The 24,239-nt window shown below is 72.9% G+C and carries 21 protein-coding genes and 1 pseudogene; 5 read left to right on the top strand and 17 right to left on the bottom strand.

The window, feature by feature from the left end; genetic code table 11:
- The first annotated feature begins 83 nt into the window (after window positions 1–83).
- From IR212_RS03135 to IR212_RS03125, 3 genes are read left to right on the top strand one after another with little or no spacing between them, the layout of a single operon-like run.
- Window positions 84–296 carry a heavy-metal-associated domain-containing protein gene (locus IR212_RS03135; protein WP_194397554.1) on the top strand — a complete coding sequence of 71 codons (213 nt, stop codon included), beginning with the start codon at window positions 84–86 and terminating at the stop codon, window positions 294–296.
- Complete coding sequence (locus IR212_RS03130; RefSeq protein ID WP_194397553.1) at window positions 293–2,737, top strand: heavy metal translocating P-type ATPase; 2,445 nt, start codon at window positions 293–295, stop codon at window positions 2,735–2,737. The genes IR212_RS03135 and IR212_RS03130 overlap by 4 nt, the downstream gene beginning before the upstream one ends.
- Before the next feature lie 22 nt (window positions 2,738–2,759).
- The gene (locus IR212_RS03125) at window positions 2,760–3,086 is read left to right on the top strand and encodes a metal-sensitive transcriptional regulator (protein WP_273542110.1); all 327 of its coding nucleotides are present in this window, start codon (window positions 2,760–2,762) and stop codon (window positions 3,084–3,086) included.
- Between the two features lie 340 nt (window positions 3,087–3,426).
- Here the strand turns inward: IR212_RS03125 and rarD are convergent, their stop codons facing one another.
- On the bottom strand, window positions 3,427–4,344 hold the full coding sequence (gene rarD / locus IR212_RS03120; RefSeq protein WP_194398489.1) for an EamA family transporter RarD: 918 nt from the start codon (window positions 4,342–4,344) through the stop codon (window positions 3,427–3,429).
- Between the two features lie 297 nt (window positions 4,345–4,641).
- The gene (groES, locus tag IR212_RS03115; protein WP_045275440.1) at window positions 4,642–4,938 is read right to left on the bottom strand and encodes a co-chaperone GroES; all 297 of its coding nucleotides are present in this window, start codon (window positions 4,936–4,938) and stop codon (window positions 4,642–4,644) included.
- A gap of 144 nt (window positions 4,939–5,082) precedes the next feature.
- On the opposite strand from groES, the gene IR212_RS03110 reads away from it, so the two are divergent.
- Complete coding sequence (locus tag IR212_RS03110) at window positions 5,083–6,270, top strand: class I SAM-dependent methyltransferase (RefSeq protein WP_194397552.1); 1,188 nt, start codon at window positions 5,083–5,085, stop codon at window positions 6,268–6,270.
- 219 nt (window positions 6,271–6,489) lie between these two features.
- Here the strand turns inward: IR212_RS03110 and IR212_RS03105 are convergent, their stop codons facing one another.
- The 9 genes and pseudogenes from IR212_RS03105 to coaA all read right to left on the bottom strand — a co-directional run bounded on the left by IR212_RS03105 (window position 6,490) and on the right by coaA (window position 15,934).
- On the bottom strand, window positions 6,490–7,203 hold the full coding sequence (locus IR212_RS03105; RefSeq protein WP_194397551.1) for a hypothetical protein: 714 nt from the start codon (window positions 7,201–7,203) through the stop codon (window positions 6,490–6,492).
- A complete protein-coding gene (gene tsaD, locus IR212_RS03100) occupies window positions 7,200–8,267 on the bottom strand; it encodes a tRNA (adenosine(37)-N6)-threonylcarbamoyltransferase complex transferase subunit TsaD (protein ID WP_194397550.1) in 1,068 nt (355 codons plus the stop codon). The genes IR212_RS03105 and tsaD overlap by 4 nt, the downstream gene beginning before the upstream one ends.
- Window positions 8,264–8,839 (bottom strand): ribosomal protein S18-alanine N-acetyltransferase, encoded by a 576-nt coding sequence (gene rimI / locus IR212_RS03095; RefSeq protein WP_194397549.1) that lies wholly within the window; start codon window positions 8,837–8,839, stop codon window positions 8,264–8,266. The genes tsaD and rimI overlap by 4 nt, the downstream gene beginning before the upstream one ends.
- Entirely contained in the window at window positions 8,836–9,513 is a 678-nt protein-coding gene (gene tsaB / locus IR212_RS03090; protein WP_194397548.1) for a tRNA (adenosine(37)-N6)-threonylcarbamoyltransferase complex dimerization subunit type 1 TsaB, read from the bottom strand. The genes rimI and tsaB overlap by 4 nt, the downstream gene beginning before the upstream one ends.
- A 34-nt stretch (window positions 9,514–9,547) precedes the next feature.
- A complete protein-coding gene (tsaE, locus tag IR212_RS03085) occupies window positions 9,548–9,994 on the bottom strand; it encodes a tRNA (adenosine(37)-N6)-threonylcarbamoyltransferase complex ATPase subunit type 1 TsaE (RefSeq protein ID WP_194398488.1) in 447 nt (148 codons plus the stop codon).
- A gap of 265 nt (window positions 9,995–10,259) precedes the next feature.
- The gene (gene alr / locus IR212_RS03080; protein ID WP_194397547.1) at window positions 10,260–11,384 is read right to left on the bottom strand and encodes an alanine racemase; all 1,125 of its coding nucleotides are present in this window, start codon (window positions 11,382–11,384) and stop codon (window positions 10,260–10,262) included.
- A gap of 641 nt (window positions 11,385–12,025) precedes the next feature.
- Window positions 12,026–12,376, bottom strand: a pseudogene (locus IR212_RS03075) (holo-ACP synthase); the annotation flags it as partial.
- A gap of 228 nt (window positions 12,377–12,604) precedes the next feature.
- Window positions 12,605–14,455, bottom strand: a complete 1,851-nt coding sequence (glmS, locus tag IR212_RS03070; protein ID WP_194397546.1) for a glutamine--fructose-6-phosphate transaminase (isomerizing) — start codon at window positions 14,453–14,455, stop codon at window positions 12,605–12,607.
- A gap of 510 nt (window positions 14,456–14,965) precedes the next feature.
- A complete protein-coding gene (gene coaA, locus IR212_RS03065) occupies window positions 14,966–15,934 on the bottom strand; it encodes a type I pantothenate kinase (protein WP_194397545.1) in 969 nt (322 codons plus the stop codon).
- Between the two features lie 147 nt (window positions 15,935–16,081).
- Here coaA and IR212_RS03060 point away from each other — a divergent pair, with 147 nt between their 5' ends.
- Window positions 16,082–17,011, top strand: coding sequence for a Ppx/GppA phosphatase family protein (locus tag IR212_RS03060; protein ID WP_194397544.1), 930 nt, complete (start codon window positions 16,082–16,084; stop codon window positions 17,009–17,011).
- Window positions 17,012–17,023: 12 nt separating this feature from the next.
- On the opposite strand, the gene IR212_RS03055 is transcribed toward IR212_RS03060, so the two are convergent.
- From IR212_RS03055 to IR212_RS03030, 6 genes are all read right to left on the bottom strand, one after another.
- Window positions 17,024–17,800 (bottom strand): TetR/AcrR family transcriptional regulator, encoded by a 777-nt coding sequence (locus IR212_RS03055; protein WP_228479459.1) that lies wholly within the window; start codon window positions 17,798–17,800, stop codon window positions 17,024–17,026.
- 229 nt (window positions 17,801–18,029) lie between these two features.
- Window positions 18,030–20,039, bottom strand: coding sequence for a glycoside hydrolase family 32 protein (locus tag IR212_RS03050; RefSeq protein ID WP_228479458.1), 2,010 nt, complete (start codon window positions 20,037–20,039; stop codon window positions 18,030–18,032).
- Window positions 20,040–20,241: 202 nt separating this feature from the next.
- Window positions 20,242–21,210: a family 43 glycosylhydrolase gene (locus IR212_RS03045; protein ID WP_194397542.1), complete on the bottom strand. Its 969-nt coding sequence runs from the start codon at window positions 21,208–21,210 to the stop codon at window positions 20,242–20,244.
- Between the two features lie 137 nt (window positions 21,211–21,347).
- Window positions 21,348–22,310: a PfkB family carbohydrate kinase gene (locus IR212_RS03040; RefSeq protein ID WP_194397541.1), complete on the bottom strand. Its 963-nt coding sequence runs from the start codon at window positions 22,308–22,310 to the stop codon at window positions 21,348–21,350.
- Window positions 22,307–23,263, bottom strand: coding sequence for a carbohydrate ABC transporter permease (locus IR212_RS03035; RefSeq protein WP_194397540.1), 957 nt, complete (start codon window positions 23,261–23,263; stop codon window positions 22,307–22,309). Before IR212_RS03035 ends, IR212_RS03040 begins: the two co-directional genes overlap by 4 nt.
- 1 nt (window position 23,264) lies before the next feature.
- Entirely contained in the window at window positions 23,265–24,206 is a 942-nt protein-coding gene (locus tag IR212_RS03030) for a carbohydrate ABC transporter permease (protein ID WP_228479457.1), read from the bottom strand.
- Window positions 24,207–24,239 lie beyond the last annotated feature (33 nt).

Below are 24,239 nucleotides of genomic sequence, written 5' to 3'. Positions count from 1 at the left end.
TCCTCCATACCCCCGGGCCGTATTAGACTGGAGGCGTGTACCCCTCTGGGGTATCCCCTGACCTACCGACGAAAGGTGAGCACATGGCTGAGGCTGAGTACAACGTGACCGGCATGAGCTGCGGGCACTGCGAGGCATCCGTGCGGGGCGAGGTGTCGAAGCTCGCGGGCGTCGAGGACGTCCGGGTGAGCGCGGCCTCCGGCACGCTGAAGATCGTGTCCGCTGGCGAGCTCGCCGACGAGGCCGTCATCGCCGCGGTCGACGAGGCCGGCTACACCGCGGTCCGCGCCCGATGAGCCCCGCCTCGGCCCCGGTCGCCCGGATCGAGCTCGAGATCGGCGGCATGACGTGCGCGTCGTGCGCCTCGCGCATCGAGAAGCGGCTCAACCGGCTCGACGGGGTCGAGGCATCCGTCAACTACGCCACCGAGAAGGCCGTCGTGAGCGGCCCGGCGGGGCTCGATCCGCAGACGCTCATCGACGAGGTGGTGAAGACCGGCTACACCGCGGCGGTGCCCGCTCCTCCCGCCGAGGTGACGGCTCCTGCGGAGGAAGCCGACCCCGAGCTGCGCGCCCTCCGCCAGCGGCTCATCGGGTCGATCGTGCTGTCGGTGCCGGTGATCCTCCTGGCGATGATCCCGCCGCTGCAGTTCACGTACTGGCAGTGGGCGTCGCTCGCCCTCGCCGCGCCCGTCGTGGTGTGGGGCGCGTGGCCGTTCCACCGGGCGGCCTGGATCAACCTCCGCCACGGCGCCGCGACGATGGACACGCTCATCTCGCTGGGCGTGTCGGCGGCGTTCCTCTGGTCGCTGTACGCGCTGTTCTTCGGGCACGCCGGCATGCCCGGGATGACGCACACGTTCGAGTGGTCGGTCACCCCGAGCGACGGCGCCGGCGACATCTACCTCGAGGTCGCGGCGGGGGTCACCACCTTCGTGCTCGCGGGACGCTACTTCGAGCAGCGCTCCAAGCGGCGGGCGGGCGCGGCCCTCCGCGCCCTCCTCGAGATCGGCGCGAAGGACGTCGCCGTGCTCCGTCCGGCGGCGGGCGCGGCCGCCGGTCAGGTCGCCCTCGGGATGCCGGGGATCGGCTCCCCCGCCGCCCCCGCGCTCGTCGAGGTGCGCGTGCCGATCGACGAGCTTCGCGCCGGCGACGAGTTCGTGGTGCGCCCGGGCGAGAAGATCGCGACCGACGGCGTCGTGACCTCGGGCACCTCGGCCGTCGATGCCTCGATGATCACCGGCGAGTCGGTGCCCGTCGAGGTGGCCCCCGGCGACGCGGTCGTCGGCGCGACGGTCAACGCGGGCGGGCGGCTCGTGGTGCGGGCGACGCGCGTCGGCGATGAGACGCAGCTGGCGCAGATGGCGCGGCTCGTCGAGGACGCGCAGTCCGGCAAGGCGCAGGTGCAGCGCCTGGCCGATCGCATCTCGGGCGTGTTCGTGCCGATCGTGCTGCTGCTGTCGCTCGGCACGCTCGTCGGCTGGCTGCTCACCGGAGCCCCGGCCGCCATGGCCTTCACCGCCGCCGTCGCGGTGCTGATCATCGCGTGCCCGTGCGCGCTGGGCCTCGCCACCCCCACGGCGCTCCTGGTCGGCACGGGCCGCGGCGCCCAGCTGGGCATCCTGATCAAGGGGCCCGAGGTGCTCGAGTCCACGCGCACCGTCGACACCGTCGTGCTCGACAAGACCGGCACGGTCACGAGCGGCCGAATGGCGCTGGTGGACGTCGTGCCGGCTGCCGGCGCGGGGCGTGGCGTGGCGGGTTCGGCGACGGATGCCCGGGTCGACGGTGGCGGAGCGGGTGCGGGGGCGGATGCCCGGGCCGACGGTGGCGGAGCGGGTGCGGGGACGGATGCCGCGGCATCCGCTCGCTCCGAGCTGCTGCGTCTGGCGGGCGCGCTGGAGCATGCGTCCGAGCACCCCATCGCCCGTGCCGTGGCCCGCACGGCCGCCGACGAGACGGGTCCGCTCCCGGAGGTCGCCTCGTTCCAGAACGTGCCGGGCAAGGGCGTGTCGGGCGTGGTCGACGGCCACGCCGTGCTCGTCGGGCGCGAGGCGCTGCTCGCGGATTGGGCGCTCGCCCTGCCGCCCGAGCTCGCCGCAGCCAAGACGTCGGCCGAGGCGCTCGGCCGCACCGCCGTGATCGTGGCGTGGGACGGCGCCGTGCGCGGCCTCGTCGTGGTCGCCGACCAGGTCAAGCCGACCAGCGCCGAGGCGGTCGCGCAGCTGCGCGCGCTCGGGCTGACGCCGGTGCTGCTCACCGGCGACAACGCCACCGCGGCACGCGCGATCGCCGAGGAGGTCGGGATCGAGCGCGTGATCGCCGAGGTCCTGCCGCACGAGAAGGTCGCCGTCGTCGCGGAGCTGCAGGCCGAGGGCCGGGTCGTCGCGATGGTCGGCGACGGCGTGAACGACGCCGCCGCCCTCGCGCAGGCCGACCTGGGCCTTGCGATGGGGACGGGGACGGATGCCGCGATCGAGGCATCCGACATCACCCTCGTACGCGGCGACCTGCGCAGCGCCGCCGACGCGATCCGCCTGTCGCGCGCGACGCTCGGCACGATCAAAATCAACCTGTTCTGGGCGTTCGCGTACAACGTCGCGGCGATCCCGCTCGCCGCGCTCGGCCTGCTGAACCCGATGATCGCCGGCGCGGCGATGGCCTTGTCGAGCGTCTTCGTCGTGGGCAACAGCCTGCGCCTGCGACGATTCCAGAGCCGCTCCACCTCTCACCCCTGACTCTCACCGCAAAGGATCCGACATGACCGACACCGCGCTCGAGCAGACGATGCCCGCCGGCGAGCACTCGCATCACGGCTACATCACCGACAAGGACAAGTACCTCAACCGCCTCAAGCGCATCGAGGGTCAGGCCCGCGGCATCCACAAGATGGTCGAGGACGAGAAGTACTGCATCGACATCCTCACCCAGATCAGCGCGCTGACCTCGGCGCTCGAGGCGGTCGCGGTGGGCCTGCTCGACGACCACCTGCGTCACTGCGTGGTGGATGCCGCGCGCCTCGGCGGCGCCGAGGCCGACGTGAAGATCACCGAGGCCTCGCAGGCGATCGCCCGGCTCGTGCGCTGACGCCGGCTGCGGCATCCGTCGGCTCCTCCCCGGTCCCCGCTCGCGCATGTCGCCGGGACCGGGCGTTGACCGGGCTCCGGGGCATCCGTCGGCGTCTCCCGCTCATCGCGCCGAGACCGGGCGTTCCCGCCGAGACCGGGGACGCTGCCCCCTGTTTCGGCCAGGATCCTCGGTTTCGCGGAGGAGGAAGCGGCCGCAGCGGTCGCCCGGGGCGCCATCCCGGGCCCGAGCGCGACCCTCAAGCCCCAGCCTGCGCCCGACCCCGACCCCCGACCGCAGCCCACGCCCGACCGCGACCCCCAAGCCCCAGCCCACGCCCGAGCCCAGGCCCGCGCGCGACCTACCCCGCCGCGCGCGTCCGACGGGCGTGCAGCAGCGAGTCGACCGTCAGCACCGAGAGCGCGACCCACACGAGGCCGAAGCCGATCCAGCGCTCGAGGGGCATCGGCTCGCCGAGCAGCAGCCACCCGACCAGGAATTGCAGGATCGGCGCCACGAACTGCAGCAGCCCGATCGTGGTGAGCGACACGCGTCGGGCGCCCGCGGCGAAGAGCAGCAGCGGGATCGCCGTGACGATGCCCGCGAGGCTCAGCAGCACCGCGTGGGGCCACCCCGCCGCGCCGAACGTGAGGCCCTCGGTCATCCCGACGACGATGAGCACCACCACGGCGATCGGCGACAGCCACAGCGTCTCCAGCGTCAGCCCGCTCACGGCGTCGACCGACGGGCCGACCTTCTTCTTCACCAGGCCGTAGATGCCGAAGGATGCCGCGAGCGTGAGCGCGATCCACGGGAACGCGCCGTACCCGATGACGATCACGGCGACCGCCGCCGCGGCGATTCCGATGGCGACCCACTGCGTCGGCCGCAGCCGCTCCCGCAGCACGAGCACTGCGAGCAGGACGGTCGCGATCGGGTTGATGAAGTAGCCGAGGCTGGTCTCGATGACGTGACCCGACAGGGCGCCGTAGATGAACACCTGCCAGTTCACGTAGATGGTGAGGCCGGCGATCACCGTCAGGCCGAGCACGCGCGGCTGCCGGAAGATCGCGACGAGCCGCGGCCAGGTGCGCGTCGCGGTGAGCAGCAGCGCGCAGAAGCCCAGCGACAGCAGGATGCGCCAGGCCACGATCTCCCACGGCCCCGTCGGTGCCAGCAGCAGGAAGTACAGCGGCAGGAAGCCCCAGAGCAGGTAGGCCGAGAACGCGTAGATCCCGCCGAGGGTGCGCTCGCGCGCCGCGGCGACGGAGTCGCGGATGCCGCCGCTCTCCGCCGTCGTCACGCCCAGGTCGAGGGCGGTGGCGTCGTCCAGGGCGTCCACCTCGGCGCGTTCGGGAAGGCGGGACTGCTCGGGACTCACCGGGTCAGCCTACGCCCGCCGTCGACCGTGCGGTCCGTGTGCGGGCCGGTCGCGGCATCCGTCGTCTGCCGTCCGTGGGCGTATTCCTGCCACCGTCCGGTGGCGCGCTCCCGACGGCGTGAGCCGGCGAAACGGGAAAGACGAGAGGGCCGGATGCCGAAGCATCCGACCCTCTCGTCGCGCGGTGCGCAGAACTCAGCGGACGACGACCGCCAGCACGTCGCGGGCCGACAGGACGAGGAACTCGTCACCGCCGAACTTGACCTCGGTCCCGCCGTACTTGCTGTAGATCACGCGGTCGCCGACGGCGACGTCGAGCGGGATGCGGTTGCCGTTGTCGTCGATGCGACCCGGGCCCACCGCCACGACTTCACCCTCTTGGGGCTTCTCCTTGGCGGTGTCGGGGATGACCAGACCGCTGGACGTGGTCTGCTCGGCCTCGACCTGCTTGATGACGATCCGGTCCTCGAGCGGCTTGATGGAAACCGACACGGTCTACCTCTTCTTTCTTGAGACTAAGACTCGTTAGCACTCTGGCATTGCGAGTGCTGATCTCAGTCTAGGCAACCGGCTGGCACTCATGCAACGTGAGTGCCAACGAGCGTCGTCGTATGACCTCCTGGGTAGGCTCGGCGGGTGGAGATGACCGAACTCGAGGCGCTGCTGACGCCGGAGGGCCTGCGGCTGCTCGACGCGATGCCGGCGGTCGAGGACTCCGCCGACGTCGGCCGCGCGGTCACGCGGCTGCGCCGCGACGGTCACTCCCCCGACCTGGTCTCGGCGGTCGTCGGGCAGGCCCGCCTGCGCACCAAGGGTGCGGCGAAGTTCGGCGACCTCGCCCGGCGGATGCTGTTCACCCGGGCCGGCCTCGAGCAGGCCACGCGGCTTTCGATCGCCGTGCGGCACGCGGCGCGCTTCCGCGAGGCCGGCTTCGCGCATGTCGCCGACCTCGGCTGCGGCATCGGCGGCGACGCGCTGGGGCTCGCCGGGCTCGGGCTGCGGGTCACGGCCGTGGAGGCCGACGCCGTCACCGCCGGCATCGCCGCCTACAACCTGGCGCCCTTCGGCGCGGACGCCGAGGTGCGCCACGGCACCGCCGAGGACGCCGATCTCGACGGCGTCGACGCGGCGTGGCTCGACCCCGCGCGCCGCACGGCCGGTCACAGCGAGACCGCCCGCACCCGCCCCGAGGACTGGTCGCCGTCGCTGGACTGGGTGTTCGACCTCGCGCGCCGCATGCCGGTCGGCGTGAAGCTCGGGCCGGGTCTCGACCGCGACGCGATCCCCGACGACGTCGAGGCGCAGTGGGTGAGCGCGGACGGCTCGACCGTCGAGCTCGTGCTCTGGTCGGGGGCGCTGGCGCGCGAGGGCGTGCGCCGTGCGGCGCTGGTCATGCGCGGCGAGGCTGCGCACGAGCTCACGAGCGGGACGGATGCCTCGGACGAACCGGTCCGCGAGCTCGGCGCCTACCTGCACGAGCCGGACGGCGCGGTGATCCGCGCGCGCCTCATCGGAGATGTCGCCCGGTCGCTCGAGGCCGGGATGCTCGACGAGCGCATCGCGTATGTGACGTCGGATGCCGCACTGACGTCGCCGTTCGTGTCGACGTTCCGGGTGCGTGAGGTGGTCCCGTCGGATGTGAAGGCCCTCGCGAGGGCGCTGCGGGAGCGCGACATCGGACGCCTCGAGATCAAGAAGCGCGGCGTCGACATCGATCCGGCCACGCTGCGCACGCGGCTGAAGCTGCGGGGCGATCAGGCGGCGACGCTGATCCTGACGCGGATCGGCAGCCGCCGGACGGCGATCCTTGCCGACCGCGTGTAGTCGCGAAGCGGGCCGGCCCGGGCGGCCGCCTGGCGGTCGGCCAGGGCGGCCCCGGGCGGGTCGGCTCGGAAGGCCTCCGTGCCCGGGCGGCCCACCTCTCCGGCGGATCGCGCGGCGCGGGGGGTCGGCTGGGAAGGCCTCCGTGCCCCGGCGGATCCCGCGGCGCGGGCGGTCAGCAGCGGACCGCAACGGCGCGCCCCGCCGGCCGGCGCAGTGGCCTCAGCCGAGGAGGTTGGCGCGCATGGCGGCGAAGAGCAGCCACCCCGCGCTGTAGAGGATCGAGACGACCCCCAGCACGAGGGCCCACACGGCGATCGCCCGGCTCTCCAGCGGCCGGCGCAGCGCGATGATCGCCGACACGACGGCGACGATGCCGATCGGGAAGCCCCAGCCGACGAACAGCGACACGACCAGCCCCACGATGCCGAAGGCGAGCGCCCACCCGGCGAGCCCGCGGCTGAACGCGTCGTCCTGGGGCGCGATCCACGTGCCGCTGTCGGGCGCGAAGTCGCCGCCGCCCGGCTCGGCGGGTGCGGTCTCGACCGTCACCGGGACGGGTGCCGTCGGCAGCCGTGAGAAGCCGCCGCGGTGCGCGCCGGGGAGAGGCGACGCATCCTGTGCGAGCTCGACGTCGGGAGAGGGGGCCTCCACCGTCGCCTGTCCGCCCGGGGCTGCCGCCTGCGGGGAGGGAGCCGGCGGTGGGGGCGGAGCGGATGCCGCCGCGGCAGTCGCGGCCTCGGCCGGCGGAAGCGGCGGGGACGCCGCCGCCGCCTCGGCCTGCGGAAGCGGCGGGGATGCCGGCGGGGACGCCTCGGTCGGCGGAAGCGGCGGGGATGCCGGCGGGGACGCCGCCGCGGGCGCAGCCGAGCCGGGCTGCGAAGGCGCCGCGGGCTCGGGGGCCGGGGGTCGCGGCATCCGCTCGTCGTCGGTCATGCTCCCTCCGCGACCTGGATGTCGGTCACCGGCAAGGTGGAGTCCGCGCCGAACTCGAGGGTCGACGGGGGGCGGCCGGCCATGATGAGCTCGGCGGTGAGCGCGGCGATCATCGCGCCGTTGTCGGTGCAGAGCGAGAGCGGCGGGATCCGCACTGTCACACCCTCGGCGGCGGCCCGCTCGAGTGCGACGTCGCGCAGCCGCCGGTTGGCGATCACGCCGCCGCCGAGCAGCAGCCGCGGCACGCCGTGGTCGCGGCACGCCGCCAGCGCCTTCGTCACGAGCACGTCGACGACCGCCTCGCGGAAGCTCGCCGCGACGTCGGCGACCGGAACCTCCTCGCCCGCGGCGCGGCGCTGCTCGACCCAGCGGGCGACCGCGGTCTTGAGGCCCGAGAACGAGAAGTCGTAGCGGTGGTTCGCCATGTCGGAGGCGCGGGACAGCCCACGGGGGAACGCGATCGCGGCCGGATCACCGGATGCCGCGGCCCGGTCGATCTCGGGACCTCCCGGGTACGGCAGCCCGAGCAGGCGGGCCACCTTGTCGAAGGCCTCTCCGGCGGCGTCGTCCATCGTCTCTCCGAGCAGCTCGACGTCGCTCGTGAGGTCGCGCACCAGCAGCAGCGAGGTGTGCCCGCCGCTGACCAGCAGCGCGACGGTGGGGTACTCCAGCGGCGGCGCCTCGGCGTCGAGGATGTCGGCGGCGATGTGTCCGACGAGGTGGTTGACGGCGTAGAGCGGCTTGTGGAGCGAGACCGCGAGCGCCTTCGCCGCGCCCACGCCGACCATGAGCGCGCCGGCCAGCCCCGGCCCGCTGGTCACGGCCACGGCGTCCAGGTCGCCGAGACCCACGCCCGAATCGGCGAGCGCCGCCTCGATCGCCGGCTGCAGCGCCTCGAGGTGCGCGCGCGCCGCGACCTCGGGCACGACGCCGCCGTAGCGGGCGTGCTCGTCCATCGAGCTCGCGATCGTGTTCGACAGCAGCGTCCGGCCGCGCACGATCCCGATCCCGGTCTCGTCGCAGCTCGTCTCGATCCCGAGCACCAGCGGATCGGCGCGGTTCATGTGCACGCTCCCCCGGCAGAACTCCACGGATCCGGGCTGCGGAGGGCCGCGGCATCCGTTCCCTGGCCCGCATCCGCCGAGATCCGTGGAGTTTCGCCGGCCGCCGACGCGCGACCGCCGAGCCGGCCGCGCAGGTCGAGCTTCATCACGACCGCGTCGACGTCGTCGGGCTGGTAGTAGCGGGGCTTGCGGCCGATCTCGAGGAAGCCCTCGGACGTGTAGAGCGCCTGGGCGACCGGGTTGTCGGCGCGCACCTCGAGGAAGACGTCCTCCACGCCCCGCCGGCCCGCCTCGTCGAGGAGGGCGCGGAGCAGCGTGCGGCCGCGACCTCGCCCGCGGGACGCCTCGGCGATGGTGATCGTCTGGACGTCGGCATCCTTCGCGTTGCGCACCGCACGCAGACCCGCGTAGCCGACGAGCCGCCCGGCCTCCTCGTCGACGACGTACCAGCCGTGGGGTGAGTCGAGCTCTTCGCGCATCATCGCCTCGGACCAGGCGTCACGCGGGAACGAGGCGCGCTCGAGCGCCATGATGGCGCCGAGGTCGGCGGCGGTGGCGGCGCGCAGCGTCACGCGATCACCCGCTTCGGCACGGGCGACGGCGTGACGTCGGGCGACCGCAGGTACAGCGCTTCGGCGGACGACAGGGTGCGCCCGGCCGCGAGGGCCCGCGCGGCGGCGAGCGCGAGCATGGCGGCGGGAATGCGCTCCGCCTCCCGCCGGAACGCGCCGAGGCCGCCGAGCACGTCGTCGAGCCGGTCGCGAGGCGCGAGGGCGGGCTCCGCGATGCGGATCGGCAGGCCGTCGGCGTCGATGCCGCGGTAGACGGTGTACGCGAACTCGCGCCGTCGGGCATCGGTCACGACGGCGAAGCTCTCGGCCGCGCCGTCCTCGACGTCGGCGGCGTACCCCCAGTCGGTCGTCAGCGCGGCATGCAGCAGCAGCTCCAGCGCGACCGCGTCGTGGCTGGGCACCGGCACGACAGGCACCCCGCGCCCGAGCGCGAAGGCCCGTGCCGCGGCGATGCCGACGCGCAGTCCGGTGAAAGGCCCGGGACCCATGCCCGCGGCGACATGCGTGATCTGGGAAGGAGCGACGGATGCCTCGGCCAGCGCCCGCTCGATCAAGCTGCCGATGGCCTCGGCGTGCCCGCGAGGGTCGGGGCTCTCGACGTCGGCGCGGATGACGCCGTCGGGCTCGACCACCGCCACGGCGGAGCCGAGCGAGGTGTCGATGCCCAGGATCACCCTTCCAGGGTAGTCGGCGCCCTGCGGGGCCCGACTACGGCCGCCGGACGATCGACACCCGGCGGGGGGTGTCGGCGTCGAGGTCGGCCTCGTGGCCGATGGTGCCGCAGGCGTTGTCGACGCCGTGGCCGTGCCACTCGCGCTCGATCTCGACATCCCACCAGGAGTCGCGGATGCCGTCGACCATGCCGCGCCCCCACTCCACGATCACGATCGACCCGTCGAAGTCGATGTCGAGGTCGTCGAGCTCGGCGGCGGAGCCGAGGCGGTAGGCGTCCACGTGGACGAGCGGCGCGCCGCCGGAGAGCGACGGATGCGTCCGGGCCAGCACGAACGTCGGGCTCTGGATGGGTCCGCGCACGTCGAGGCCGCGGCCGATGCCCCGGGTGAGCGTCGTCTTGCCCGCGCCGAGCGGACCGGTGAGGACCACCAGGTCGCCGGGGCGCAGCATCCGCCCCATCTCCTCGCCGAGGGCCTCCATGGCCTCCGGCGAGGTGATCTCGCGCGTGCCGACCAGTGCGTCGATTCCCGTTGCCACGCCGGGTGCAACACCGGGGGCGTCGAAGGCGTTCCCGCTCACCCGGGCACCGCCTCTCGGGCCTCCGGCGTTCGGGATTCAGTTCCCCCGCCGGCCGCGGCGCCTCGTGGTCGCGGAATTCCGGGCCCGCCGCCCTGGCCGCCCGGCAGCCGGACTGAATCCTGAACGGCGCGGGCGCCGGACCCGGCCGTGGCGCCGGCGCCCACGGTCACTCCGACACCTGCCGGCGGGGGACGCGGGGTCCGACGCGGGTCACGATCTCGTAGTTGATGGTGCCCGCGGCATCCGCCCACTCCGCTGCCGACGGCGCTCCCAGCGTCGGATCCCCGAAGAGCACCGCCTCGGCGCCTACGGACACGGGGTGGTCGCCGACGTCGACCACGAACTGGTCCATGGCGACGCGGCCGGCCACGCGGAACCGCCGCCCGCCGATCACGACCGGGCCGGTGCCGGACGCCTGCCGCGGCACGCCGTCGGCGTACCCGAGCGGCACGAGGGCGAGCGTTGTCTCGCGGTCGGTGCGGTAGTCGTAGCCGTACGAGACGCCCTTGCCCGCGGGCACGCGCCGCACGGCAGCCACCGTCCCGCGCAGGGTCATCGCGGGGCGGAGACCGAGGTCCGCCGACGTGCGGTCGTCGAAGGGCGACAGTCCGTAAAGCCCGAGGCCGATGCGCACACATCCCATCCGCGACGCCGGCAGGTCGATCGCCGCGTGCGTCGCCGCGAGGTGCCGCAGCGGGGGCGCGAGCCCGAGCGAAGCGGCCACTCCGACGGCGTCCTCGAAGGCCCGCAGCGCCGCGCGGTCGTCGTCAGCGGACGCGTTCGAGAGGTGGCTGAACAGGGCGACCACGCGGATGCGGCCGATCCGCTCGAGCCGCGCCGACTCCGCGAACACGACGCGGTAGTCCTCCGGGGCGACGCCGTTGCGCGAAAGGCCGGTCTCGAGCTTGAGGTGCACCCCGACCGGACGATCGCCGGATGCCGCGGCCGCGGCCTTCTGCAGCTGGTCGAGGTTCGAGATGCCGAGCTCGATGCCGAGCGCGGCCGCCTGGGCGAAGTCCGCGTCGGGCGCGTGGAGCCACGCGACGATGGGCGCGTCGATGCCCGCGCGGCGCAGCGCCAGCGCCTCGGTGATGTCGGCGACCCCGAGCCGAGTGGCGCCGCCCGCCAGCGCGGCGTTCGCCGAACGCACGGCCCCGTGCCCGTACCCGTCGGCCTTGACCACTGCGATGACCTCCGACCCGGTGAGCCGGCGGAAGTGGCGCACATTGTCCTCGATCGCCCCGACGTCGATGACGACCTCGCGCAGGGCGCCTGCGGGAAGGCGGCTCATGCGCCCGCTCCGTCCTGGCCGGTTGCGCCGGGCGAGGCGGGGCCGGGGGGCGGGGCGGGGTCGGCGCTGCGGCTGCGGCCGGGAGCGGGGTTGGGGGCGGGGGCGGCGGCAGGGTCGGGGGCGGGGTCGGCGTTACCGCGAGACAGGGTGTTCGCGCCGAAACCGGGGGCAGCGTCCTCGGTCTCGGCCGGAACCCCCTGGTTCGGCGAGCTCGGCCCGGGCCCCGCGTCGGCAGCCACCCCGACATCACCGCGAGACAGGGTGCTCGCGCCGAAACCGGGGGCAGCGTCCCCGGTCTCGGCCGGAACGCCCTGTTTCGGCGAGCTCGGCCCGGGCTCGGGGGCGGGGACGGGGGCGGGGCGGGGGTTCGGGTTACCGCGAGACAGGGTGTTCGCGCCGAAACCGGAGGCCGCGTCCCCGGTCTCGGCCGGAGTCCCCTGTTTCGGCGAGCCGGCCCCGAGGTGAGGCTCGGCGTCGGCAGCCACCCCGACATCACCGCGAGACAGGGTGTTCGCGCCGAAACCGGGGGCAGCGTCCCCGGTCTCGGCCGGAACGCCCTGTTTCGGCGAGCTCGCGCCGCCGGCAGCGCCAAGAGCGCCCGCCGCGCCAGAGGCGCCCCCGCCGCCAGCGGCACCGACCGCAGCGGCCTCCGCGACGACGTACGCCGCCGCGAGACCGGCGTCGTGCGAGAGCGACAGGTGCACCGCCGTGATGCCGCGCTCCGCGACGACGGCGGCCGTCGACCCGCACAGCGAGAAGACCGGGCGACCGGATGCCTCGGACGCGATCTCGATCTCGGTCCAGTGCACGCCGTCCGACCCGCCGAGCGCCTTGATGAGCGCCTCCTTCGCGGCGTAGCGCGCCGCGAGGGAGTGGGGCTTGAGCTGCCGCTCGGCGTCGGAGAAGAGGCGCTCGAGCAGGCGCGGGGTGCGCTCGATCGTCCGCTCGAACCGCGGGATGTCGACGAGGTCGACGCCGATTCCGACGATCACGGGGCCTCCTGCCACGCCGCTGCCGCGGCATCCGTCACTTTATCGCGCCGCCCCGCACACCCCGCACTCCCGAGAGACCCGTGCCGCCGAAACCACCCCTTCTCGCCGAGACCACCCACGATTCGACGTCCGGCGTGGGTGGTTTCGGTGAGAAGAGGTGGTTCGGGCAGAGAAAGCAGGAGAGCAGGAGAAGGCGGGAGATCAGGAGAACAAGAGAAGCGGATGCCGCTACTCGACCGTGACGGACTTCGCCAGGTTGCGGGGCTGGTCGACGTCGAGGCCCTTCGCCGTGGCGAGGCCCATCGCAAAGATGTGCAGCGGCACGACGGCGAGGAGCGGCTCGAAGAAGGGTCCGGCGAGCGGGATGCGCAGCACCTCGTCGGCCTTGGGCAGCACGGCGACGTCGCCCTCTTCGGCGATCGCGATGACGCGGGCGCCGCGGGCGCGGATCTCCTCGATCGACGAGACGACCTTCTTGTGCATCTCGGCCGACTCGCGCGGCGACGGGACGATGACGAACACCGGCTGGCCGGGTTCGATGAGCGCGATGGGGCCGTGCTTGAGCTCGCCGGCGGCGAAGCCCTCGGCGTGGATGTACGCCAGTTCCTTGAGCTTGAGCGCACCCTCGAGGGCGATCGGGTAGCCGACATGGCGGCCGAGGAACAGCACCGAACGGGTGTCGGCCATCCAGTGCGCGAACTGCTCGATGCGGGGCTGTTCGCGCTCGAGGATCTGCGCGATCTTCGCCGGGATCTCCTCGAGCTCGCGCACGTGGTCCGCGGCGGCCTCGGCCGAGACGGCGCCGCGGATGCGGCCGATGTGCAGGCCCATGAGATACAGCGCGGTGATCTGAGCGACGAACGCCTTCGTCGAGGCGACGGCCACCTCAGGCCCTGCGTGCGTGTAGACGATCGCGTCGGACTCGCGCGGGATTGTCGCGCCCTGCGTGTTGCAGATCGACAGCGTCTTCGCGCCGCGCTCGCGGGCGTACTTGACGGCCATCAGCGTGTCCATGGTCTCGCCCGACTGGCTGATCGAGACGACGAGCGTGTCGGCCCCGATCACCGGGTCGCGGTAGCGGAACTCGTGGGCGAGCTCGACGTCGACGGGGATCCGCGTCCACTGCTCGATGGCGTACTTGCCGACCTGGCCGGCGTACGCGGCGGTGCCGCACGCGATCACGATGATGCGCGAGATGCCTCGGAAGAGCTCGTCCAGCCCGTGCAGCTCGGGGATCACGACCTGACCGTCGCGGATGCGGCCGCGCAGCGTGTTGGCGACGGCCTCCGGCTCCTCCGAGACCTCCTTGGCCATGAACGACGACCAGCCGCCCTTCTCGGCGGCCGCGGCATCCCACGTCACCTCGAACGGCTCGACCTCGACCGCACCGCCCGCGAAGTCGGTGACCTCGACGCCGTCGGGTGTGATGGCGACGATCTGGTCTTGGCCGATCGCGAGCGCGTTGCGGGTGTGCTCGACGAACGCGGCGACGTCGGAGCCGAGGAAGTTCTCGCCCTCGCCGAGGCCGATGACCAGCGGTGAGTTTCGGCGCGCGCCGACGACCAGGCCCGGCTGGTCCTTGTGCATGGCCAGCAGCGTGAAGGCGCCCTCCAGGCGCGAGACGACGGCGCGGAACGCGGTGACGAGGTCGCCGGTGCGGCGGTACTCGCGACCGAGCAGCACCGCGGCGACCTCGGTGTCGGTCTCGCTGCGGAAGGTGAAGCCCTCCGCGAGCAGCTCGTCCTTGAGCTCGGCGAAGTTCTCGATGATGCCGTTGTGGATGACGGCGAGCTTGTCGTCGTCGGCGAGGTGCGGGTGGGCGTTGCCGTCGGTCGGCCCGCCGTGGGTGGCCCAGCGGGTGTGGCCGATGCCGGTCGTGCCGTCGGCGAGCGGGTGGGCGGCGAGGTCGTCGCGCAGCACCTTCAGCTTGCCGGCGCGCTTGCGCATGCCGAGGCCCCCGTCAGCGTCGATGACGGCGATCCCGGCGGAGTCGTAGCCGCGGTACTCGAGCCGGGAGAGCCCGGAGATCAGAACGGCCTGGCTCTGGCGAGGGCCCACGTATCCGACGATTCCACACATGCCCACAATGGTAGGCGGGCGGTTTTGCGAGGAGACTGAACGAATAGCGGATGCCTCGCCCCGCGGCATCCGTCGCCCTTGTGTTCCCCCCCCCGCCCGCTGCGGTCCCGGGTTCGCAGCGCCCGACTCAGCGGCGGCCGAACGCGGGCCGACGTAGCCTGCGCGGTCGCGACTCGCCAAGACACGCCGGTGCGGGCTCGGGCGGTCGGCGTGTCTTGGCGACTCAGCGCGCGGCGTGCGTGGGTCGCAGCGTCCGATCGCGGTCTTGCCTCGCCCGCGCGCGCCCGACTCGCCAGGACACGCCGGTGCAGGCTCGGGCGGTCGGCGTGTCTTGGCGACTCAGCGACTCAGCGGCGGCCGAACGCGGGCCGACGTAGCCCGCGCGCTCCCGACTCGCCAAGACACGCCGGTCGCGGCCGAGGCGGTCGGCGTGTCTTGGCGACTCAGCGACGGAGCGACTCAGCGCGCAGCGGCGGCGACCCGCGGCCGGACGCCCCAGAGGACCCCGCCTCAAAGCTTGCGCAGCAGCACCGTCTCGACGGTGTGGTCGGCCGCCTTCTGCAGCACGAGGTTCGCGCGGTGGCGGGTCGGGAGCACGTTCTCCTCGAGGTTGGGGAGGTTGATCGAGTTCCAGAAGCCGAGGGCGCGCTCGACGGCCTCGTCGTCCGACAGCTGGGCGAAGACGTTGAAGAACGAGTTCGGGTTGCTGAACGCGGCGCGGCGCAGGGCGAGGAAGCGCTCGACGTACCATTGCGCGATGTGGGCGGCATCCGCGTCGACGTAGATCGAGAAGTCGAACAGGTCGCTCACGGCGACGTCGTTGGGGGTCGGCGGCGGCTGCAGCACGTTCAGACCCTCGACGATCACGATGTCGGGGCGGCGCACGGTGATGACCGCGTCGGGCACGATGTCATACCGCATGTGCGAGTAGAACGGGGCGCGCACCTCGGGGGCGCCGCTCTTGACCTCGGTGAGGAACGACACGAGCGCCCGGCGGTCGTACGACTCGGGGAAGCCCTTGCGCTCCATGAGCCCGCGTCGCTCGAGCTCGGCGTTGGGGTAGAGGAACCCGTCGGTGGTGATGAGCTCGACGCGCGGCGTGCCGGGCCAGCGGCTGGTGAGCTCGCGCAGCAGGCGCGCGATCGTGGACTTGCCGACCGCGACCGAGCCGGCGACGCCGACGATGAACGGGGTCGTCGCGTCCGACTCGCCGAGGAACGCCGACTCCTCGGCGCCCAGGCGCTTCGTCGACTCCGCGTAGAGCGACAGCAGCCGCGAGAGCGGCAGGTAGACCTGGGCGACCTCGGCCATGTCGAGGCGGTCGCCGAGTCCGCGGATCTGGACGATCTCGGTCTCGCTGAGCGGCTGCGTCATGCCGGCGGCCAGTCGCGCCCAGTCGGCGCGCTCGATCTCACGGTAGAGGGACAGAGCGGGGGTGGCCACGCCCGTGTCGGGCAGCGTCGCTTCTTCGGCGGACATCGCGCCCATCGTATCCGGTGGTGCGAGGGCGACGGATGCCGCGGGCCGCGGCAGGCAGATGCCCCGACCTGTCTCGGGGGGAACGGGTCGGGGCATCGGCGTCGGCGTCGCGGCATCAGATCGAGGTGACCCCGCTAACCTGAACGCGTGCGCCTGGGAGTCCTCGACATCGGCTCGAACACCGTCCACCTCCTCGTGGCCGACGCCCGTCCCGGCGGGCGGCCGCTGGCCACGACGAGCAAGCGCACGGTCCTGCGGCTGATGCGGTACCTCGCCCCCGACGGCTCGATCACCGACGAGGGCGTGACCGCGCTCGTCGCCGCGGTCACCGAGGCGCGCGCGGTCGCCGCGGCCGAGAAGGTCGACGAGCTGCTCGCCACGGCGACCTCGGCCGTCCGCGAGGCGCAGAACGGGTCCGAGGTGATCCGGCTCATCGAGGAGGCGCTGGGCCAGCCGCTCCAGGTGCTCGGCGGCGAGACCGAGGCCCGCTACACCTTCCTCGCCGTCCGCCGGTGGTTCGGGTGGGCGGCCGGGCAGATCCTGCTCTTCGACATCGGCGGCGGATCGCTCGAGCTCGCCGCGGGAGGGGACGAGCTGCCGGATGCCGCGGCATCCGTCCCCCTCGGCGCCGGCCGCATGACCGTGCGGTTCCTGCCCGACGATCCGCCCGGCGCCGCCGCGGTGGACGAGCTGCGCGCGCACGCCCGCACGACGCTCGAGCCGGTCGCGGCGTCGTTCCGGGCGCTCCCGCGTCCCGACCACGTCGTCGGCTCGTCGAAGGCGATCCGCTCGCTGGCCAAGCTCGTCGGCTACCCGGTACCGGGCTGGTCGGGGATCGAGCGGATGCTGCTTCCCCGCGACGCGCTCGGCTCGTGGATTCCGCGGCTCGCGCGCCTGCCCGCGTCGGCCCGCCAGGAGCTTCCGGGGATCACCGCCGATCGCACCTTCCAGATCGTCGCGGGCGCGGTGGTGCTGCACGAGGCGATGCGCGCGCTGGACGTCGAGGAGCTCGAGGTGTCGCCGTGGGCGCTGCGCGAGGGCGTGCTGCTGCGCTACATCGAAGAGCTCGGCTGGTAGCGCCCGCTCGCGTCAGCCGCCGAACTCGACGAACGCCGCGTAGATGCCGTAGACGGCGAGCGCGGCGACGTGCCACTCCTCGGGCCCCTCGGGTCCCATCGTGACGCTGCGGGGAGCGTCGATCATGTCGGGGTTGATGCGCCGGTGGTCGGTCATGCCGTCGATGGTGGCCATGATCGCCACGGCGAGGTCGCGCTCGTCGACCCCGTCCCGCATGCGGATGCCGAGGGCTTCGTTGAGCGACCGGTAGAGCTCGGCCATGCGCTGGGCGTACCGCTCCTCGATGTCGATGAGGAGCGTGCGGATCTCCTCCCCGCCGGGCACGGCGTCGCCGCTGGCGAGCGCGGCCGACATTGTCTTGTACGCCCGGTACGCCAGGGAGTGCTCCACCGCCACCACGTTGTGGGCGACGGCCGCCCGCACCGCGGCGCGCAGCGCGACCTCGCGGCCGAGCCGCGGATCGCGGTCGGCGACCTCCGCCGCGGCCGGACCCTGAGCCATCGCCGCCTGCAGCAGTTGCAGCGTCTCACGGTCGAAGCCGGCGTCGAACCCCGGGTCGGAGACGAAGAGAGCCCGCACCAGGTCGGCGACGAAGGCTCCGCGGTCGGGCCAGATCCGGAACACGGTCGACCGCGGCACGCCGGCGACGCGGATGAGGTCCTCCAGCGAGATGTTGGAGTAGTCCAGCAGCAGGCCCTCGGCCTTCACGCGCTCGACCGCGGCCTCGAGCATCCGTGAGCGGGTCTCGCCCGCAGGCCGACGCGTCCGGGGTGAAGCAGCAGGGGACACGCCTCGATTATCGCCCCGATCGCAGCGGCCCACAGCACCGGTCGCGGCGGCGGAGGCGGCATCCGCCCCCCGCTCGCGGTGCCGGATCCCCACAACCCGGCACCGCGTGATCTCCGCGACGGCCAGGCGCCGTCGGTCGATCCGTGCGCGAGTCACCCCATGGCCGCGCACCCTGGCCACTCTAGAGACTGGAAGTCTCGAATCTCAAGTCGAGCCTGCACGGGGACGGTCAGTCGCTGAGGACGACCTGATCGACCATGAGGTGCCCCCATTCGCCGGTCGCGTCGTCGAGGATCTGGAACTGGGCGGTGCGGCCCGCGAACTCCCTCACGTCCCACTGCACGGGTCGCAGGCGTCCCGAGTCGTCGCCGGTCGCCGTGCGCACCGGGCGCCCGTCGACGAGCAGCTGCACCGAGGTCGCCGGCTCCTCCCCCAGCGCATTGCGGCCCCCTCCCACCAGCACATGGAGGAAGTCGCGGTCGACGGTGAAGGCGGGCGAGGTGATCACCCCGGTCGCGGGGTCGCCGCCGCCGACGAAGGTGTCGGCGACCCGCCCGCCCACCTGACCCACCAGCTCGGACGTGCTGGGAGCGGCCGCCGCGAAGTCGCCGGTCGCCGTCCAGCCCTCGCCCCATGTGCGGCCCTCGAAGTCGGCGAGCAGGCGCGCGGGGCGCTGCACGACGCTGCCGAACTCGGTGATCGTCAGGTCGTGGAAGGTCGCGGGGCCGCCCGAGGAGTACAGCGCCAGCCCGTCGTCGCCGGGAGGCGCGAACACCTGGCTCGACTGCACGTAACGGCCGTCGTCGACGAACACCTCGACCGTGGTGCGGTCCACGAGGATCCGCAGCCGCACGCGGTCGGCCGCGCCGTCGAACGGCGTGCGACTCTCGGTCTTCCAGGTGCCGGACGGATGCCCCGTCTGCCCGCGGTTGAGGTACGCGTAGGTCTCCGTCACGCCGACGTCGGCGTGGCGCGTCCCGTCGGCGGAGCGCCGCAGCTGCAGCCCGATGTTGGACGCGGCCTGCCACGTCACCTCGGCCTCGAGCTGGTAGGCGTCGCCGCGATAGTCCAGGGCCCGGAAGCCGTCGACCGTCACGTCGCCGAGCCGCGTGCGCTCGGTCGCGATGTCCTGCAGCGCCGCCACCGGCTGCGACACGAGGCTGAACGACGACCCGACGCGCTTCAGCCGGATCTCGCGGGTGATCGAGTCGGTGCCGTTGAACCCGTCCGCCGTCCAGGTGGGCGTGGAGTGGGCGTAGTCCCAGTTGTTCATCCAGGCCACCGCGTAGCGGCGGTCAAGCGGCGCCGCGGGGTCCTCCCACGTGACGGCGCCGTACCAGTCGAACCCGTGATCGAGCCACTGCGGCGCCGCGTGGTCGAACGCGAACGAGGTGCCGTCGAACGATCCCGTCCAGTACGCGAAGGTCGCCGGCTCGTCGGTGGCGTAGCCGTTCGCGCTCACGCCGAACACCCATTTCAGCGTGCCGTCGTCGGCGCGGATGGGGAAGAGGTCCGGGCACTCGATCGTGCCGATGCCGGGGTTGACGTACTCCCACGTGCGCGACCAGGTCTTGAGGTCGGGCGACGTGTAGAAGCTCACGCGGTCGCGCTCGGCGATCAGCGCGACCCAGCGCCCGCGCTCCTCGTCCCACACGACCTTCGGGTCGCGGAAGTCGGCGCGGCCGCCGTTGGGGATGACGGGGTCCTCGCCGTGCGGGCGGAAGTTGCGGCCGCCGTCGGTCGAGTACCAGAGGAACTGCGCCTGCGGGCCGGAGGCGTTCAGCTGCTGCGCGGGTGTCGGGTGGTCCATCTGCGTGACCAGCATGACGACCGCGCCGGCGCCGAAGCCGGCGGTGTTCGCGTGGTCGACCACGGCGGACCCCGACCACAGGTCGTAGTTGGGGTTGGTCTTCTTCGGCGCAGCGACCCCCTGATCGGCGAACACGACCCCGTCGTACGAGGTCGCCAGGCGCCAGGCCGTGCCGAAGTTGGCCGAGGGATCGGCGTTGTAGTCGCTGTTGTAGAGGTAGTAGTAGTGGAACTTGCCGTCGATGAAGACCGGCCGCTGCGGGTCGTTCTTCCAGCGGTCCGGCACCGTGAAGTGGTACTGCGCGCGGTACTGGTCGCCGTCCTCGGCCGCCGTCGCGGGCGCCTCGGCCGCCGTCGCGGGCGCGTCGGCCGCGGCGGTGAGCCCGGAGGCCACCGCCACCACGATCACCGCGAGCACTCCGGCCGCCACGCGCGCCGATCGTCGTTGTGAAGCTGACACCATCGTCATCCTTTCTCCGGCGGACGTCGCTCCCCGCATGCGGGAACGGATGCCACGCCCCGGCGCGCACCGGCGCCGCGGCGTCGCCCGCAGCCGCGGCAGTGCGGCCGTGACCGGTCGCTCCCGCGGTGCGGCGGCCGGGGCCCGTCCGCGTGACCCCGGCCGCTCCGCGTCAGAGAGCCGCGACGCGCTCGGCGTCGCGGCGCACCAGCCGCTCCCCCTCCCAGTCGACGGGCATGGGGTCGGTGATGCCGCCCACGAACGCGCCGTCCTCGTCGGCGTTGCGGAAGGCGAACAGCAGCCACTGGCCGTCGCTGCGGCGCCGCAGCAGGCGGCCGACGTACAGCCGCTCGTCGGTCAGCGGGTACGCCGCGTCGACGTCGAACGGACCGAGCAGGCTCTCGGCCGGCACCGCCCACGTCCCGCCCCCGCTGCCGTGCCGCGACGGCGTGGCGTGCTCGTCGAGGCACGAGAAGAGCAGCACGGGCCTGCCGTCGACGATCTCGGCCTGCAGCACCTCGAGCTGTCCGAAGCCGTCGGGGCTCGGCGCCGACAGCGGCTCCCGCAGCTCCCACGTGCGCAGGTCGGCCGACCAGGCGTGGCCGACGACGCCGCGCCCGTCGACCGGGCCTTCTGCCGCGCGCGCGGTGATCAGCATGTGCCAGCCGTGGCCGGCCGGATCCGGGAAGACCCACGGGTCGCGGAAGGCCTCGTCGTGCCAGTCGCCGCTGGCGAGCTTCTCATACCACGGCCCCGCGGCCTCCAGCACCGGGCCGCCGGCCTTGGTCCACACGTGGAGGTCGGACGAGGTGGCGTACCCGATGCGCTGGATGTTCTTGCCGTCAGGGGCCGCCGTCGAGCCGGTGTAGAAGAGGAACCACGTGCCGTCCGGATGCCGCACCACCGAGCCCGTCCAGGTCGCCAGGTCGTCGAACGCCGGGGCGTCGCTGCGCACGAGCGCGTCCTCGACCTGCGTCCAGTTCACGAGGTCGGTCGAGACGGCGTGCCCGATCGAGGCGCGGTAGTGGCGGGCGTCGGGGTCGCGCAGCGCACGCGAGGCGTAGAGGAAGAACAGGTGGTAGCGGTCGCCGTCGTCGGCGAACCAGTAATCCCATACCCAGGAGCCGGGGAGGTCGAACACAGTGATCCTTCGTGTCTTGGCGCGCGGTCGGTCGATCGCGCGAGGTGCGGTCTCGCGGCCGGGCCGGACGCGAGAGGTCGGTCACGGCCGTGCGGCCGCGAGGGGTCGGCGCGGCCGCACGGGCCGCGAGCGATGGGTCACGCCGTCCGGGCGGCGTCGAGCTCGTGCCGCCGGGGCGGGTCGGCGCCGGGGCGCGACACCGTGATCGCGGCGGCGCGCGCAGCCCGCTCGAGCAGTGCCGCGACATCGGCGGAGCGGATGCCTCCCCCCGGCGCCCGCACCGCAGCGGCGGCGAACCCTCGCTCGAGCAGGCCGTCGATGAGCGCGCCCATGAACGTGTCGCCGGCGCCGACGGTGTCGACGACGTCGGTGACCACCGGCGGGATGACCACGTCGCCGTCGGCGGTGACGCCGATCGCCCCCTGCGCCCCAAGGGTCACCACGACGAGCGCCGGGCCGCGCGCGACCCACTCGCGCGCCACCTCGACGGCGTCGCGGCCCGGAGCGAGCCAGCGAAGGTCCTCGTCGCTGGCCTTCACGACGTCGGCGAGCGCGACGAGGTCGTCGACCCGGCCGCGTACGCGCGCGGGGTCGTCTACCAGCGAGGGCCGGATGTTCGGGTCGTAGGTCACGAGGGCGTCGGCGCGGGCAGCCCGCACCAGCGCCGCGACCTGCGCGTCGCCGGGCTCCAGCACCGTGGCGACGGAGCCGACGTGCACGATGTCGGCCGCCGCGGCGAGCGCCGCGTTGCGGTCCGGGTCGGCGCCGAGCTCCCACTGGAGGTCGAACTCGTAGCGGGCCGCCCCGGCCGCGTCGAGCCGCGCGGTCGCGGTGGAGGTGCGCGCCGCCTCGACCGCGACGACCTCGACGCCGGACTCCTCCAGCCACCGGCGGATGCGCCGGCCCCGCTCGTCGTCGCCGAGGCGCGTGACGAGCGTGGGCCGCCGGCCGAGGCGCCCGAGGGTGAGGGCGGTGTTGGCCGGGCTGCCGCCGGGAGCCTCGTCGACGCCCGTCCCGCGGTGCACGATGTCGACGAGGGCCTCGCCGATCACGACGACGCGAGGCGCGGCGGGACCGCCGCGGAGTGCGGCATCCGTCATCCCTTCACCCCGCTCGCGGCGATGCTGCTGACGAACGCCCGCTGGAAGACCAGGAACACGATGAGCACCGGGATGGTGATGAGCGACGTGTACGCCATCACCTCGCCCCACGCGGTGTTGAGCTGGAAGAAGTACTGCATGCCGACCATGACCGGTCGCAGCTCCTCCTTCTGCACCACCATGAGCGGCCAGAGGTACTGGTTCCACGCCGGGAGGAACGTGAGGATCGCCACGGTCGCGAACGCCGGGCCCGACAGCGGCACGAGGATGCGGCGGTAGATCGTGAACCAGCTCGCGCCGTCGATCCGCGCCGCCTCGTCGAGCGACTTCGGGATCGTCGAGAAGTACTGCGTGAACAGGAAGATCGAGAACGCGTTGGCGATGAACGGCACGATCTGCACCTCGTAGGTGTTGAGCCAGCCGAAGTCGTACTTCAGCACGCCGCCCTCCATCACCAGCGTCGGCAGCTGCGCGACCCAGTAGACCATCGGCACCGCGATGGTCTCGAAGGGCACGATGAGCGTCGCGATGATGAGGGCGAGCACGACGATGCGGCCCTTCCACTCCAGGCGCGACAGCGCGAACCCGGCCATCGAGTTCACGATCAGCCCGAGCCCGACGGTGAGCACCGTGACGAGCACCGAGTTGAACAGGAACTGCGCGACGGGGACGCGGTCGAACACGCCGAAGTAGTTGTCGAGGCTGATGTCGCCGACCGGCAGGAACGCCATCGGCGAGTCGATGTCCTGCAGGATCTGGGCGTCGGGCTTGAGGCTCGACACGAACATGAACACCAGCGGGAACAGGAACACGATCCCGAACAGCGACAGCGCGAGGTAGAGGAAGATGTTGCCGCGTCGGCGCTGGCTCTTCTCGCTGCGCCCGGGCAGTGCGGTGCGCGAGGAGCGCCGCGACTGCGCGGCCGCGGTGGTGAGGGTCTGCGTAGCGGTCACGTCAGTCCTTCTCTCGGGTGAGGCGCCGCTGGATCAGCGCGATGGCGAGCACGGCGACGAAGAAGATGAGCGAGATCGCCGCGGCGTACCCGATCTCCTGCTGCTCGTACCCCTTGCGCACGGCGTGGAAGACGATGGTGGAGGTGGAGTTCACCGGACCGCCCTGGGTCATGACGTCGATCTGCACGAACAGGCCGAGCGCGGCGATGGTGATGGTGACCAGGACGAACACCATCGTCGGCCGAAGTCCCGGCCACGTGACGTTGGTGAACTGGCGCCACGGGCTCGCGCCGTCCATCTTGGCCGCCTCGTACAGCTCTTCGGGGATGGTCTGCAGCCCCGACAGCCAGATGATCATGTGGAAGCCGACCGCCTGCCAGATCGACAGGACGATGATGGCGCCCAGCGCCGTGTTCGGGTCGTTCAGCCAGTCGACGCCCGACCACGCCCCGAAGGTGAGGGCGTCGATCATGGAGTTGATCAGGCCGTCCTTCTGGTACATGAACTTCCACAGGATCGACACCACGACGATCGAGGTGACGACGGGGATGAAGAAGATCACGCGGAAGGCGGTGACACCGCGCATGCGCCGGTTCACCAGCACCGCGAGGAGCAGGCCGAGGCCCGCCTGCACGGGCACCACGACGAGGGCGAAGATCGCGGTGTTGCCCGCCGACTGCAGGAACACCGGGTCGGCCGTGAAAGCGCGGATGAAGTTGTCCATGCCGACGAACCGCGGCGGGTTCGGCGAGATGAGGCGTGCGTTGGTGAACGACAGCGTGAACGCGAGGATCACGGGGATGATGAGGAACAGGACCAGCAGGATGCCGGCGGGGGCGATCATCCCGAGGCCGGCCCAGGTCTCACGGCCCTTGATGGAGCGGAAGCGACGGTAGGCGCGCCGAGGCTCCTCGGCGGCGACCGTCGGAGGGGTGACAGTCATGGCAGATCTCTCTGAGGGAGTCCCGGCGAGGGC

Source organism: Microbacterium atlanticum (assembly GCF_015277815.1).
Classification (GTDB): Bacteria; Actinomycetota; Actinomycetes; order Actinomycetales; family Microbacteriaceae; genus Microbacterium; species Microbacterium atlanticum.
Note: the sequence above shows the minus strand (reverse complement) of the source record. Positions and strands in the feature narration are given on the sequence as shown.

What these genes read in the sequence shown, in the direction of transcription:
- IR212_RS03135 (WP_194397554.1), top strand. Translation starts at nt 84, where the DNA reads ATGGCTGAGGCTGAGTACAACGTGACCGGCATGAGCTGCGGGCACTGC.
- IR212_RS03105 (WP_194397551.1), bottom strand. Translation starts at nt 7,203, where the DNA reads ATGACCGACGACGAGCGGATGCCGCGACCCCCGGCCCCCGAGCCCGCG.
- tsaE (WP_194398488.1), bottom strand. Translation starts at nt 9,994, where the DNA reads ATGGAGGCCCTCGGCGAGGAGATGGGGCGGATGCTGCGCCCCGGCGAC.
- IR212_RS03040 (WP_194397541.1), bottom strand. Translation starts at nt 22,310, where the DNA reads ATGACGGATGCCGCACTCCGCGGCGGTCCCGCCGCGCCTCGCGTCGTC.
- IR212_RS03030 (WP_228479457.1), bottom strand. Translation starts at nt 24,206, where the DNA reads ATGACTGTCACCCCTCCGACGGTCGCCGCCGAGGAGCCTCGGCGCGCC.
- alr (WP_194397547.1), bottom strand. Translation starts at nt 11,384, where the DNA reads ATGAGCCGCCTTCCCGCAGGCGCCCTGCGCGAGGTCGTCATCGACGTC.
- tsaD (WP_194397550.1), bottom strand. Translation starts at nt 8,267, where the DNA reads ATGAACCGCGCCGATCCGCTGGTGCTCGGGATCGAGACGAGCTGCGAC.
- IR212_RS03125 (WP_273542110.1), top strand. Translation starts at nt 2,760, where the DNA reads ATGACCGACACCGCGCTCGAGCAGACGATGCCCGCCGGCGAGCACTCG.
- glmS (WP_194397546.1), bottom strand. Translation starts at nt 14,455, where the DNA reads ATGTGTGGAATCGTCGGATACGTGGGCCCTCGCCAGAGCCAGGCCGTT.
- IR212_RS03130 (WP_194397553.1), top strand. Translation starts at nt 293, where the DNA reads ATGAGCCCCGCCTCGGCCCCGGTCGCCCGGATCGAGCTCGAGATCGGC.
- coaA (WP_194397545.1), bottom strand. Translation starts at nt 15,934, where the DNA reads ATGTCCGCCGAAGAAGCGACGCTGCCCGACACGGGCGTGGCCACCCCC.